Source organism: Massilia sp. 01N417 (assembly GCF_056399645.1).
In genome coordinates, this window is record NZ_JBFTRS010000005.1 from 239,142 (window position 1) to 253,240 (window position 14,099).

12 protein-coding genes are annotated in these 14,099 nt (G+C 60.6%); 2 read left to right on the forward strand and 10 right to left on the reverse strand.

The genetic code is table 11. From position 1 onward, the window contains the following. Positions 1-111 precede the first annotated feature (111 nt). The 8 genes from AC1DOQ_RS07990 to AC1DOQ_RS08025 all read right to left on the reverse strand — a co-directional run bounded on the left by AC1DOQ_RS07990 (position 112) and on the right by AC1DOQ_RS08025 (position 8,851). The gene (locus tag AC1DOQ_RS07990; RefSeq protein ID WP_477361945.1) at positions 112-672 is read right to left on the reverse strand and encodes a carboxymuconolactone decarboxylase family protein; all 561 of its coding nucleotides are present in this window, start codon (positions 670-672) and stop codon (positions 112-114) included. A 39-nt stretch (positions 673-711) separates the two neighbouring features. Then, entirely contained in the window at positions 712-1,623 is a 912-nt protein-coding gene (locus tag AC1DOQ_RS07995; protein ID WP_477361947.1) for a VOC family protein, read from the reverse strand. A 71-nt stretch (positions 1,624-1,694) separates the two neighbouring features. Then, positions 1,695-2,540, reverse strand: coding sequence for a fumarylacetoacetate hydrolase family protein (locus AC1DOQ_RS08000; protein WP_477361949.1), 846 nt, complete (start codon positions 2,538-2,540; stop codon positions 1,695-1,697). Between the two features lie 20 nt (positions 2,541-2,560). Next, the gene (locus AC1DOQ_RS08005; RefSeq protein WP_477361950.1) at positions 2,561-3,586 is read right to left on the reverse strand and encodes an alpha/beta hydrolase; all 1,026 of its coding nucleotides are present in this window, start codon (positions 3,584-3,586) and stop codon (positions 2,561-2,563) included. Beyond that, entirely contained in the window at positions 3,583-4,920 is a 1,338-nt protein-coding gene (locus AC1DOQ_RS08010; RefSeq protein ID WP_477361952.1) for an amidohydrolase family protein, read from the reverse strand. Before AC1DOQ_RS08010 ends, AC1DOQ_RS08005 begins: the two co-directional genes overlap by 4 nt. Beyond that, positions 4,920-6,377: an FAD-dependent monooxygenase gene (locus tag AC1DOQ_RS08015; RefSeq protein WP_477361954.1), complete on the reverse strand. Its 1,458-nt coding sequence runs from the start codon at positions 6,375-6,377 to the stop codon at positions 4,920-4,922. Before AC1DOQ_RS08015 ends, AC1DOQ_RS08010 begins: the two co-directional genes overlap by 1 nt. Positions 6,378-6,478: 101 nt before the next feature. Then, a complete protein-coding gene (locus AC1DOQ_RS08020) occupies positions 6,479-7,546 on the reverse strand; it encodes a porin (protein ID WP_477361956.1) in 1,068 nt (355 codons plus the stop codon). A gap of 27 nt (positions 7,547-7,573) precedes the next feature. Beyond that, entirely contained in the window at positions 7,574-8,851 is a 1,278-nt protein-coding gene (locus AC1DOQ_RS08025) for an MFS transporter (RefSeq protein ID WP_477361958.1), read from the reverse strand. A gap of 203 nt (positions 8,852-9,054) precedes the next feature. Here AC1DOQ_RS08025 and AC1DOQ_RS08030 point away from each other — a divergent pair, with 203 nt between their 5' ends. Then, complete coding sequence (locus AC1DOQ_RS08030) at positions 9,055-10,050, forward strand: LysR family transcriptional regulator (RefSeq protein WP_477361960.1); 996 nt, start codon at positions 9,055-9,057, stop codon at positions 10,048-10,050. Positions 10,051-10,898: 848 nt separating this feature from the next. Here the strand turns inward: AC1DOQ_RS08030 and AC1DOQ_RS08035 are convergent. Beyond that, positions 10,899-12,101, reverse strand: coding sequence for an MFS transporter (locus tag AC1DOQ_RS08035; protein ID WP_477361961.1), 1,203 nt, complete (start codon positions 12,099-12,101; stop codon positions 10,899-10,901). Between the two features lie 97 nt (positions 12,102-12,198). Here AC1DOQ_RS08035 and AC1DOQ_RS08040 point away from each other — a divergent pair, with 97 nt between their 5' ends. Then, positions 12,199-13,095, forward strand: coding sequence for a LysR substrate-binding domain-containing protein (locus AC1DOQ_RS08040; RefSeq protein ID WP_477361963.1), 897 nt, complete (start codon positions 12,199-12,201; stop codon positions 13,093-13,095). On the opposite strand, the gene AC1DOQ_RS08045 is transcribed toward AC1DOQ_RS08040, so the two are convergent. Next, positions 13,092-14,012: a LysR family transcriptional regulator gene (locus tag AC1DOQ_RS08045; RefSeq protein WP_477361965.1), complete on the reverse strand. Its 921-nt coding sequence runs from the start codon at positions 14,010-14,012 to the stop codon at positions 13,092-13,094. The genes AC1DOQ_RS08040 and AC1DOQ_RS08045 overlap by 4 nt on opposite strands. Positions 14,013-14,099 lie beyond the last annotated feature (87 nt).

A 14,099-nucleotide genomic window follows, 5' to 3' on the forward strand; every position in this document is an offset into this window, starting at 1 on the left:
GCTTAACAAAGGCCGATCCGACCGTCCGCTATCGGCGTTGGAAGCGGACGGCTGACGGAGCAAGGGCAGTTATCCGCTCGAAAAATGGACCGGCCCGGTTGTAGCCGACGGTTATGGGGTATCTGGGAAAGGCAGTTCGGCCTGCCCGTCCGCTTTGACGTCGAATACGTTCAGGCTCATCGCCACCAAGGCATAGTACCCCAGCAGCCCCACTAGATTCACGACCGTCTTGATGCCAAAGCTGTCGACTGCCTCCCGGTAAATCTCTTCTGAAACCCGCTTCTTCCCGTACAGTTCTTCAACGAATCGCCAAATCAGGGATTCCTCACTGTTCTCGAATCCGGGCGTCTTGTCTTGCCGGAGGTCTTCAAGCATTTCGGGCTTGAGGCCAGCCTCGACACCTATCGGATAGTGGATGTACCACTCGGCTTGCGACTTCCACTTTGCCGCGGTGCACAGGATGGCGAGCTCCGACAGCCGCAGGGGCAATCCTGTGCCATAGCGGCAGAAGGCACCCAGTTCCTGTGCTCGGCTGGCCAGCTCGGGGCTATGAATCCAAGAGAGGAATGGGCCATTCAAGTTTCCGCGCGGACCGGAGAGAATCGCCCGCAGCACGTCCTTTTGCTCTAGGGTCGCACCTTCGACGGAGAATTGGGGCAGTCTGAAACTCAAGTTGTACTTCCTTAAAATGAATGAGCGCTCAATACAAGTTCATGCCTCGGTGTTGAAGATGAAGTTCTCCGGCACGCCAGGCCCCCAAAGGTACAAGGAGTCTTCAGGCGGGAAATCGCCGGCCGGCCACGGCTTGTCTGCCGACACATAGTCGATATCGGCCGAATACTCGCAGAAGGAACCCCAGGGGTCCTCTACGTAGTGGAAGTAGTTGGAGCCGAGGACATGACGCCCGGTACCCCAGCCCTTCGCATACCCGGCCGCGGCCATCTGGGCCGCGCCGGCACCCACCGCATTGACGTCTGATACATCCCAGGAAGAGTGATGCCATCCCCGGGCGCTGCTCTTGGCGAAAGCCACCAGGTGGTGGTCACAGCCATGAGGTGCATGCATGAAGGCGATGATGTCGAGGGACTTGTCTGAAAGGCGCAGCCCCAAGGCACGCTCATAGAACCCTACCGAACCAAGAACATCGGGTGTAAACAGAAGCACGTGCGAGAGCCGCGAGGGGCGCACGGTCATCACCTGCGAGCGCGTGCATGCCCCTCGCTTGTCCGCCGGCGTGCTCGTACTCGTCCTGGTAGGTTTCTCATCCGGTATGGTCTTGGGCCCTACTCGCACCTCAATCCGATTGCCGTCCGGGTCGCAGAACCAGAAAGAGGCCTTATCGCCTTGCGAAATGGCCGACACATGGGTCGCGCCTGCCTCCACCACCTGGCTGTGCAGCCGGAAGATGTCCTCTTTGTAGGCGTTGAAGCTCAAGTAGTCCAGATGCTTCCTGTCACCCAGCACCAGGCGGGCCCACCGGTGGCCGTCAGCTGCGAAGACATTCAGCCCACTTTCCGCCGTGTTTTCATGAATATCCAGCCCGAACGAGGAAAAGAATGTCCTTGCCTCATTCAAATCGGGTACAGCCAGTGCGAAGTGGTCAATCGAATGGATTGCTGTCACGACAATATCTCCCTAACACGACAGGCCTCACGATGCGTTGCCGGAGGCCCGTTTTACCTCCAAGACTGCTTTTAGCGAGCTTCGTCTTCGATGACGTTGCGCAGCGTGCCGATACCCTCGACGCGGACCTCGCACACGTCGCCGGCCTTCATCAACAGCTTCGGCGAACGTGCCCAGCCGATGCCCGCGGGGGTGCCTGTGACAATCACGTCACCCGGTTCGAGGGTAATGGCCTGGCTGACGATGCTGATGACGGTCGCGACATCGAAGACCATCTCGTCGGTGCCGGCCGACTGCACCACTTGGCCGTTCAGAATGGTTTCCAGGCGCAGGCCCTTGGCGCCAGCCGGCAGCTCGTCGGCAGTGACCAGGTCCGGGCCAAAGGCGCCGGTACCGTCAAAGTTTTTGCCGACGGTCCACTGCGGGGTCTTGAACTGGTATTCGCGCACAGAGCCATCGTTGAACAGGCTGTAGCCTGCTACGTGCTCCAGAGCGTCAGCGGAAGAGATGTGACGACCGCCCTTGCCAATCACGGCGGCAATCTCGCCCTCGAAGTCCAGGCCTTCGCTGTCCTTCACTGCGGGGCGAATCATCGGCTGAGCATGCGCCACCAAGCTGGTGTTTACACGGAAGAACAGCGTCGGATAGTCGGGCTGAACGAAGTTGCTTTCCTTCGTGTGGTCAGCATAGTTCAGGCCAACGCAGATGATTTTCGGCGGGAGGGAAAGGGGTGGCAGATAGGTGACGTCCTTTTCCGCCACAACGATGCCTTCCTTGAAGGTATCGCCATAGTTCTTGAGGTCGACGCCGCGCGCAAGGAGGGCTTCCAGGGACTCATCGCCAACGATACGAATGCCATTGCTTTCGCGGACACCAAGAACTTTTCTACCTTGATACTCAACCGATACGTAACGCATTACAAACTCCTAAGAAAAAATCAGCTGAAAGTAGCGGCGCTGTATCCCGCGACCTCGCTGGCATATGCATCCATCCAGCGAGAGAAAGACTGGCAAATCTGGTCATTGGCGAGCCGTGCGCCGGCCGAGGCTTCGAACATCCCGAAGAAAAGGTGGAACATGCTGTCGAAGTTGAGCACCTTCACCGGGATTCCGTTTTGGGCCAGCTTGTCTGCATAGGCCAAGCCCTCCGATCGCAAAGGGTCGTGGCCAGCGACCGCGATGAGCGCTGGCGGCGCGCTTTCCAGGGCCGTGGCACGTAGCGGCGACGGGGGGAATTCCGTTGCTTGGGCCACCTTTTCCCCCATATACAGGCGGAAAATGTCCCGCAAGTCGTTGGGCGTGAGCATGGGATAGTCGATTCCACGCGCCTCGATCTCTGACACGTCGCGAGCCATATCGACACCAGGAACTACCAGCAACTGGGCGACGAGGCACCTTGGAGACTCGCGGGAGACCAGAATTGCGGCGGTGGTTGCCAGGTTGGCGCCGGCGCTTTCACCGGCAACAGCTACACGAAACGGGTCGCCGCCGAGCATGCCGACGTTCTTCAGGGCCCAGCGGGTGGCAGCCAGGGCGTCATCGTGTGCGGCCGGGAAGGGGTTTTCCGGCGCCAGCCGGTAATCGACGGAGACCACGACGGCGCCGGTATCTCGGCACAGCTTCCGCGCGATGTCGTCCATGAGCTCAACGCTGCCCAGTACGAAGCCGCCGCCATGGAAGAACACGATGGTTGGCACCCGCCCTTCGGAAGCCAATGGCCGGTATACCCGGACCGGCACCTCGATAAGCTGTCCGTCCACCAGGTCAGATGCCGTGACATCCTCCGCAGATAGCACCTCCGGTAAAGTTTTACCCGCCCTTGTGCGCTCGATTGCCTGCCGCATGCGCCCCCGCGCTTGCTCTGGGGTGCCAGAAAACGGTGGGGGTGCGCCGACTTCAGCCACCTTGCGGACGATATCCGCCAGCTGAGGGTCCAGCGCCTGCACTGAAATCGTCGACGTCATGGCAGCCCCAGAACGAACTTCTGCGACCTCACGGCGCGGTCGCGCACTTGGTCGAGATCCACGGATAGCAGCTTGCCGCCCTTCTTGACCGCGCGGCCGGCAACGTACACCGAGTCGACGTTTCCTGAGTGCGCAGCCAGGACGATAGCTCCGACTGCATCCGATACCGGCGCCAGGTTGATGTCGTCCATACGAATCATGACGATGTCGGCCTGCTTGCCTGCGGTCAGGGAGCCGATTTTGCTTTCCAAACCAGTCGCCTTCGCGCCGGCCAGGGTTGCGAACTCCAGCACGTCGCGCATCGTCATCGTTTCCGGAGCGCCTTTCGCCTTGGAGTGGCCACCACCCATCCAGGAGCGGTAGTAGGCGAATGCATGCCGCATCTGGGTGAACATGTCACCGGCGCACTTCGTTTCCGTGTCGCCGCTCAGGCTGGGGCGAATGCCTGCCGCCAGCAGGCGGTCGAACGGAATGTCCCCGATGCCCTGGGCATTCAGCTCGCAATGCACCCCGAGGGAGGCGGTGACGCCAGCGTCGGCCATCATCGAAATCTCGTCGTCGTGGCAGCAGCAGCAGTGGACGAAGGTCAAGTCCTCGCCCAGGACGCCAGCCTCTTGCATCTGCGCGATGGCGCGCACTGTGGCGTTTCGCGCATAGGCGCCCATGTGGATGCTTGAGCGGATGCCCAGCTCACGGGCCAGGCGGAGGTCGCCCAGCCAGACGTCCCGGGTGGCCATTTCAGGACCACGACCCGCCATGGCCAGGGTGACCAGCTGGTCGTCCGACGAGAAGAACTGCTGGCGCAGGCGGCGGATGTCTTGCAGGTGACCGCGCTGGCTGTTGAACATCCAGGACGCGCCTTCGACCAGCGGCCAGCCGTGGGCAAAGATGGCGCGCATGCCGGAGTCCTGCAGGGCGATGACCGCGGCATCCGTGTGCTCGGGGCTGTTCTGGATGTGCGACCAGTCCAGCATCGTGGTGATACCGGAATCCAGCGCCGAGACAGCACCCAGCAGTGTGCCGATGTACACGTCCTCCGGACGGTACGCCGCCCCCTTGGCGCCCAGCATCTCCGCAAAGTAGATTTGCGGGTCGATGTCAGCGTAGCGATGACGGACACAGGTCTGCCAGGTATGCCGATGGGTATCTACGAAGCCAGGGATGACGATCATCCCGGTGGCGTCAATCTGCTCGGCATCCGCCACGTCCAAATTGGGGGCGACATCAACGATTTTGTCACCATCGACCAGGATATCGGCCGAACGGTGATCACCCACCGTCGGGTCCATGCTGATGACCCAGCCGCCCTTCAAAACCTTCCGCTGCGCTTGCATCAGATACTCCCGTTAAACCATTTCGAAAGTTGCCCCTCGACTTCGCCCACCAGGCCAGTGCTGCTGCCGGCCCAGGCGATATAGCCGTCAGGCCTGATCAGCAGGGCCTTGACGTCGCCGAGCACGTCAGGAATCTTCGCCAGTCGCGCTTGAACCACGTCGATGGGGTACTTCGAGACATCAAGGCCGGCAAACTGTCGACTGAAACCCTCCAGGTCCAGCAACAGGAACTTGCGCGACCGCAGCAGCGACAGCATGCTGGGCGTGGAACCATCCAGCAGCGTCAGCAGGATGTCCGGGCAACGCAACCCCTCCGCCGGGTGCGCATCTTCGGCACGGGGATACGGGGTTTCCAGGCCGCACAGTTCCAGCGCCAGCTTCTTTTGGACATCCGGCAGCGGAATCAGGTGTTCCTGCATGCGCCGCTTCAGGACGACGGCGTCTTCGGAGAAGTTGAACTGCAGCGCGCATTGCGCCTTCACGCTCTCCAGCAGACGCCGCATGACCGGCAGACGCTCGGATTCATAGCTATCCAGGGTGTCGTCGCTGGCGTGGCCGTTCACCACGTTCGCGAGCTTCCAGCCCAGGTTGAAGGCGTCCTGCAGGCAGAAGTTCATACCCACACCGCTGGCCGGGTAGTGGATGCGGGCCGACTCGCCGACCAGGAATACGCGGCCTTGGCGGAGCTGCTTCACGCTGCGCATCTGATCGTCGAAGCGCGAGGCCCAGCGATAGGAGGTAATCCCGTAGTCGGTGCCATGCACGTCGCGCAGGCACTGGAGCACCTCCGGCAACTCGACAGGTTCCTCCTTGGGGGCATGACGCCTGTCGCGGTGAACGATATTGAAGCGGGTGATACCATCGCCGAACGTGTAGCCGCGAACCCAGCCCATCTCATTGTCGACGTTGATACGGCCGCCCGGCCACGGCGCCTCCAGGTGCGCATCCACCACGATGCCGCGGAACGTGCCAGAGTGGCCTTCGAAGTCGAGACCCAGCTTCGTGCGGACGGCGCTACGGCCGCCATCGGCACCCACCACATAGCGCGCGCGGATTTCCTTCTCTTCGCCAGCTGACGAACGCACCAGAATCGTTACGCCTTCGGTATCCTGACGCAAGTCGACAAGCTCGCTGTCCGAGACAACTTCGGCACCGCACTCCTTCGCCCATTCCCAGAGGATTTCCTCGGTATGGTTCTGCGGCAGTCCCAACGTAAAGCCGAAGCGCGAATCCAGGTATTTCCAGTCGATCGGGTGGAAGCCCGCCCAGATATGCGATGGGCGGAACGGATACGGAGCGATCTGCTTCGTCTTGTTGATGAATCGGTCTGCAATACCGCGGGCATCGAACAGCTCGAGCACACGAGGAAGAATGGTTCCTGCGCGTGACTGGACGCCTGCGGTGCGCCTCTCAACTACCAGGGTTTTCACGCCGGCGCCAGCCAGTTCACCCGCCATTGTTAAACCCGAGGGCCCTGCCCCGACTACGACCACATCCCACTGCATTTCCACTCTCCGTATGAATGAGTTGAACGAATCAACAAACCGCTTAATTTTGGTCAGAAGACATGAGTGATGCCGACTTCAAACACGACCTGCCTGTTTGTCGAAGCGATAGGCTGGAACCGCATGGCGGCGACCTGCGCTTGGCCGGCTGCCTGGAAGACGCTCAGCGCATAGAGACTCGTACGCTTCGACAAGGCGTAATCCGCGTGCGCATGGACCACATTCCACTTGTAGTTCTCGAGCTTCGTGTAGGCATAGCCGCCACCTAGGCGCAAGGCTGCGGTCACGTATTTATAGGCGCCGACGTCGATGGTCTGGGCCTTTGCTGACATGCCCAGCGCTGACAGCCTGGTGTAGCTGTAGTTGCCCATAAGGCGCCATCCTGCGTCGGAATACACCACGCCTGCGCTGGCCGTGTTCTGGTCCTGTGCCACTTTGGTGGTGGGGTTCTTCACCAGGTCAATGCCATACAGCGTAGGCACACCCAAAGAGCTACGCGGCGAGTAAGGGACGTCATGGACGTTTTCCCACACGGCCAGGAACTGCCACGGGTTGGAGGAGTAGCTGGCGCTGAAACCCATCGTGTTACCGTTGTTTGTGGTCGATGTCGGTTTTCCGTAGCCATATTGGGCACCGAACTGGAAGCCCTTCATTTCCGGCGACTTGTACTTGACCAGGCTGTTTAGCGGATTCCCCACCGTGCGGTCCAGGTTGCCCGGGTGCGTCGCCAGATTCGAGGTAAAGCGTTCAGACGTATAAGGAACCAAATCGGCCAGCAGGTCATACTGGTTCCCCAGCGTCACAGTGCCCCAGTCCCTCGAACTCAGTCCAACGAAGGTCTCGAATGGGCTGGAACCACCGGTGTCGAGAGCAATGTAGTTAGACCACTTGAAGATGGCGGATGCGCCTCCGCCAAGGTCCTCACGGCCGGTAAAGGCGATGAATGGGATGGCATGGGTACCACCTTGCTGCATACGACCACCACCATCGGGGTAGCTTGCGTTGTTCGTGTAGGACATCCCTGCGCCCAACACACCCGAAATCGTCACGTTCTGCGTCTGGCCATGTGCCGACGCGACAACCAGCGTCACTGCTCCTGCGAATATGCTCTTCTTCAACACGTCTATGTCTCCCTGCTTTTTATGTAATTAGGTGGCCGAATTTGGATGCTCGACTTTGATTCCGCATGCGAACCTGCGCTGCACAACAAAGACCAGTCTCATCGCCGCAAGGCAAGCGATGCATCCTGCTGTAACGAACACCGTAGCCATCGCATAGGGCAGCGCATGCTCACCACCGCCGTAGACATAGCGACCCACCAGGGCAATCAGGGTCGGTGAGAAGCCTTGGCCGACCAAACCATTGAGGAAGAGCACGACCGCCATCACTAAGCCGACAGATGCAGCGGGTACACTGCGTGCGATAAGCACGGAGGTAACGGACATGAAAGTCCAGGAGCTCAGAACGACGAAACAGTTGATGATCCAGAACGACTGCAAGCTTGTAGACAAGACCAGTGCGGTCGGCATGATGGTCATCGCCAGGCTCGAAACCAAGCCGACGGACATGATTCGAGCGAGCGGATTGTTGGCGTTCTTCCTCTGCATCGCGATACCGGCCAGCCAGAGGCCCAGTGGGCCGGCGGTCAGCATGATGACGCCTTGAGACAGGCCGAACGTGCGCATCTCGAGCATGAACTTGCGACCAGCCATTGCCGGCAACCATGCCGCAATGCCGAAAGTGATAATTGCGTTGGCAACGACGAACAACAGAATGGGGATGAAGAACGCGCGGTTCGCCCACAGATAGCGCGTCAGAGACGAGGTTAGCGCATTCGAGGCAGTCAACTCAGCTGGCGCTGCAGCCGACCGACCGGGGTCACGGTTCAGGAATACGGACAGTGCTAACGGCAAGCCCACTGCACCAATCAGGAACAGCGTGAATTGCCAAGAGGTGACATGCCCGAGTATTGGTATGTAGGTCCACCCTGCATTGTGAACAGCAGCAAGCAGCGGGCCACCAAGGACCAGAGACAGGCCCGTTCCCAGCATCAGCGCCATGGTGTAGATGGAGAGAGCGCGCGCTCGGCGGTCTTCATCGACGCCATCACGGATGAGGGAGTACGACGAGGGTGGAATCAGCGCTTCCGCACCACCGACAATCACCCGGGCGAGCACAAGACTGGAGAAGCTGGCCGCAACGGCGTTAGCTGACAGCGCCACTGACCAGATAATGACACCAGCCGCGATGATCAAGCGGCGGTTGTACTTATCCGCCATCCAGCCAGCCGGGATACCGACTGCAATGTTGGCAATTGCAAAAGCTGCACCTATCAGGAAGCTGATCTCGACGTCGTTGACGCCGTAGGTCTTCTGAATCGGGGCGACCATCAGAACCAGGATGTTCTTGTCGAGCTGGGCCAGCATGCTCAGTATCGTCAAGGTGACGACAAGCCCCCACTGTTCGAATCTCGAACGTGGCCTTCCATTTTGAACGATCACCTTCTGTCTCCCGTTGTAGTTGATTTGTGACGGTTGTTGAGCACCGCTTGACTGGATTATAGGGTTCGCATTACATTTGTAAAATTGATGGTTTAAATTCAAAACATTTACAGCGTAAATGCCATACGATGAGATTCAATAAGCTTGATTTGAACCAGTTGGTTGTGCTTGATGCGCTGCTCTCCACACGTAGCGTCAGCAAATCTTCTGAGCGCCTATTCCTCAGCCAACCGGCCACTAGCTGCGCTCTTGCAAGACTTCGCGAGTATTTTGAGGATGAATTGCTCGTGTCCGTTGGCAAGACAAATGCACTGACACCGCTAGGCGCCAGCCTCATCAAGCCAGTGAGGGATGTACTTTTGCAGGTGCAGACAATCACCCGCGCGCGGCCGTCATTCGACCCGTCGACATCGACTCGCAAATTCACTATCGAGTCGTCCGACTACGTCATCAATGTTTTCCTGTCCGAGGTGATCAGGCGCGCGTCAGTGCTGGCGCCGATGATGGAGTTCGACTTACGTTCAATCAGCCCTCAGACTCCCGACAATTTGGAAAATGGTGATGCGGAGATTCTTATCATCCCGCACTACGCAACTGTCCAAGGCCATCCAAAAGAAGAACTGTTCCAGGACAAATTCTCGTGCTTGGTCTGTGCAAATCGAGCGTTTAAAGATAGGAAAGAGCTGACCGTAGACGAATACTTCGACGCGAATCACATCAGCGTTGAATGGGGTGGAGGCCGAAGAATAAGCTTCGATACCCGTGTAATTTCGACCAGCAATAAGCACCGGAGGCAGACGGTGGTAGCGCCTAGCTTCTCTCTGGTTCCGGAATTGCTCATCGGCACCAGCATGATCGCGACGCTACCGCACAGGCTTGCCGCAAAGATTGCAAAGCAATTTCCGCTGAAGATACTACCTTGCCCTGTAGATATTCCTCACTTCACGGAGTACGTTCAGTGGCACAAGTTCCGCGACAGTGACCCATCAGTTTTGTGGTTAAGGCAGTTGTTCCAAGATACGGCTGCGAGTATGAAAGGGCAAGATATCGCGCCGGAAAATAATGCTGGCACGCGGCCAACAAAGACACGAGCGAAGCGGACAGTCACAGCGCGAAAGGCCTGACAATGACGATCTTCGCGCCCGCAACTTCAATTAGCTTGCATCACACTTTTAGTGAGTTACTTAGGACCGCGCATTTAATCGGTCGACGCAACACACTCAGCAAATCCCTGAGCAGGTGATTGGTCGTTGGTGTTTTTCAAGGGCTTTCATTTAGCCGCCTGGCTACTTCGTCGATTTCTTCTTGTGAGTAGGGTAAGTTGACTCGTGCTAGCTTCGGATATTTCCTCAGTAGTAGCATTCGTGCGCTCCATGGAATGTCTGACTTCTGAGCGGAAGGTGACTGGTTTGATCCAACCAGGCACGCCGTCACTACGTTTCTCCCTAAGCAATTAACTCCGTTTGGTTTTATAATTTTTTTTCAGTTATTTTTGTAACTCATCGGGAAAATTGCATGAAATTCGCTGGATTGATCCTGGCCGCCTTCATGGCATTGGCGTCCTCTTCGTTCGCACGGGCCCAGGAGCAAACGGCGGTCACCGGCGCCGCAAAGGCACGGTCCTGATCCGCTACCAGGGGGTTACTATTCTGACCGAGCCGAATTTCCGGCGAAGGCAATCATTAAGCTTCCTGTCAAATCTGGAACTGCAATGCATAAATGCCCGCATTGTGGGAATCATCTTTATCGATGAGACAAGCCGCACTGTTCAAGCCACCTTCCGATGACCGTGCGGAATAGCAGTGACGTAAAGGCTTGAAATAGTAACGCCTGCTTTGGGGCGGTTCCGATCCCGTCATCCGCGACGTGCGCATCGTTCGTAGCGCGATGCGCACCGGCTCTGGTGGGAAGCCATTACGCTGGCGAATCGGATCCCGGCATCGGTAGACCACCGAAACGGGTTGGATGACTCTTAAGCCGGCGCCAGCGCCTGGCCGAGCGGCGCCAGCCTGCGCAGGCGCAGCGAGATCAGCAGCGCCGCCGCCAGCAGGCTCCCGAGCAGCATGACGACGCCGCCCCAGCCGCCGTGCTCCCACAGGAAGCCGCACAGCCAGCCGACCACGCTGGAGCCGAGGTAGTAGAAGCACAGGTAGAGCGCCGAGGCCAGTGCCTGCTGGGTGCGGGCGCGGCGGCCCACCCAGCTGCTGGCGATCGAGTGCGAGGCGAAGAAGCCGAAGGTGAAGATGGCCATGCCGGCGACGATCAGCACCAGGTTGTGCGCCATGGTCAGCAGCAGGCCGGCGAACATGGTCCCCATCACGGACCACAGCACGTGGCGGCGGCCCAGGCGGTCGGCGCGGCGGCCGGCCCAGACCGAGCTGAAGATGCCGAGCAGGTAGAGCAGGGAGATTCCCCCGACCACGCTCTGGCGCAGGCCGTAGGGCGCGCCCAGCAGGCGGAAGCCGATGAAGTTGTAGGCGCTCACGAAGCAGCCCATCAGCAGGAAGGACAGGCCGAACAGCCAGGGCAGGCCGTCGTCGCCGAAGTGGCGGCGCAGGCCGTGCAGGGTCATCGCCAGGCCGCCCGAGGAAGGTTTGAAGTTGCGCGAGGCGGGCAGGCTGCGCCAGAATTCCCAGGCCGCCAGCAGGCCGGCCACGCCCATCGTACCCAGCGCCACGCGCCAGGACAGGAAGTCGGACAGGGTCGAGGCCAGCATCCGGCCCAGCATGCCGCCGAAGGCATTGCCGCTGATGAGGAGGCCCATCGAGACGCCCAGCGAGGCCGGTTCGATCTCTTCGCTGAGGTAGGCCATCGCCACCGCCGGCATGCCGCCCAGCGCCAGGCCGAGCAGGGTGCGCGCCACCAGCAGCTCGGTATAGCTGCGCGCGAATGCCGACAGCACCGTCATCGCGGCGGCCACCACCAGCGCCACCACCATCAGGTTCTTGCGGCCGACGCGGTCGGAGATGACGGAAGAGCACAGCAGCGAGAAGGCCAGCGCGGCGGTCGCCATCGACAGCGACAGGCTGCTCTGCGCCGGCGTGAGGGCGAAATCGCGGGCCAGCAGCGGCATCAGCGGCTGCACGCAGTAGAGCAGGGCAAAGCAGGAGAAACCGCCGAAGAACAGGGCGCGGTTGGTGCGGCGGTAGGCGGGGACGGCGGTGGGGCTGGACATGGCGCTAGGCGTGAGGCTTTGATACTCCATCCTAGGATTGCGCGAGCCATCTGTCCAATATATATTTGTGGCTCTACTTATCGTTTAAACAGATAACATGGAACTTCGGCATCTGCGTTACTTCGTCGCCGTGGCGGAAGAACTGAGCTTTACGCGCGCCGCCGAGCGCCTGCACATCGGCCAGCCGCCGCTGAGCCAGCAGATCCAGGCGCTGGAAGCCGAGATCGGCGCCAGGCTGCTGGAGCGGAACAAGCGGCGCGTGCTGCTGACCGAAGCCGGCCGCCTGTTCCTGGCGGACGCGCGGCGCATGCTGGCGCTGGCCGAGCAGGCCAAGGAAACCGCGCACCGCGCCCACATGGGCGAAGCGGGCGAGTTGCGGGTCGGCTTCACCTTTTCGACACCCTTCACGCCGCTGTTCGCCAAGGTCGTGCGGCGCTACCGCCAGGCTTATCCGCGCGTGCTGCTGAGCTTCCAGGAGATGACGACCCTGCACCAGCTGGCGAAGATCGAGGCGCGCGAACTGGATGTCGGCTTCGTGCGCCCGGCCTCGATGCAGCTGCCGCACAAGGTGGCGCTGACGAAGCTGCGCAGCGATCCGCTGCGGCTGGTGCTGCCGACCGATTCGCCGCTGGCGCGGCAGGAAAGCATCGCCGTGAAGGACCTGGCCGGCCAGGCCTTCGTCGTGTTCCCCAAGGATGCGGGCACCGGCATCTACCACCAGATCTTCGAGCTGTGCCGCGCCGCCGGCTTCACGCCCCACATCGCGATGGAGGCGGGCGAGCCCTCGACCATCATCGGCCTGGTGGCGGCCGGCTGCGGCATCTCGGTGCTGCCGGGTTCCTTCGAAGGCATCCACATGGAGGGCGTGGTCTACCGCCCCCTGGCCGACCCGGAAGCCACCACCTCGATGCTGCTGGCCCGCCACACCGAAGGCGGCGGCCCGCTGGCGGAAGCCTTCGTGGCGCTGGCGCAGGCGGCCGCCGAGGAGCATTAACGCCCGGCGCGGTCGGCGAACAGTTTCGCCACCACCGTGCGGATCCACACGTTCGGCTCGTCCTTGTGAAATTTGCGGTGCCAGTACTGCTTCAGGTCGAACTGCGGGATTTCCAGCGGCGGCTGGATCAGGCGGATGCTGGCGATGCGCGCGAAGGATTCGCCGACCGCATACGGCACCGTCACCAGCAGGTCGGTGGAAGCGATGATGAAGGGGATCGACATGAAGTGCGGCGTCGACAGCACCACCCGCCGTTCGATCTTGTGCTTGGCCAGCAGCTGTTCGAAGATCTCCTGGCTGCGCCCCTCCGCGCGAATGACCGCATGGCCGATGCGCAGGAAGTCCGCCATCGAGATCCGCTCGCCCTTGATCCGGTGCCGCGCGTTGAGCAGGCTGATGAAGTTGTGGGTGAACAGGCGCTGCTGGAAGAAGTTGCGCGCCTTCAGGTCCGGGAAGTAGCCGAGGGCGAGGTCGATCTCGCCGGATTCCAGACCCGCCGCGATCTCCTCCGGCGGCAGGGTGACCGAGCGCACCGTGGCATGCGGCGCGTGGGCCTGCAGGTAGGCCAGCAGTTTCGGCAGGAAGGTCATCTCGCCGATGTCCGACAGCGCGAAGGTGAAGCGGCGCGTGGTCTCGCCCGGCTCGAAGCGGGTGCTGGCCAGCACCTCGGTCTTCACGCGGCCCAGGATCTCGCGCGTCGGCCCCAGCAGGGCGGTGGCGCGCGGCGTCGGCGACATGCCGTGCGAGCCGCGCACGAACAGCGGATCGCCGAGCGCCACGCGCAGCTTGTTGAGGGCGATGCTGACCTTGGGCTGGCTCCAGCCGAGGCGCTGGGCGGCGCGGCTGACGCTGCGCTCCTCGGCGATGGCCAGTACCACCGGCAGCAGGTTGAGGTCGAATCCGGCGTCCGTGCTCATATCTAAATATCGAATAAACGTTATTCTCTGAATTGTCTTGAGATATAACACAAGCGGCCTATGATTGCATGCACTACAACGACAGGA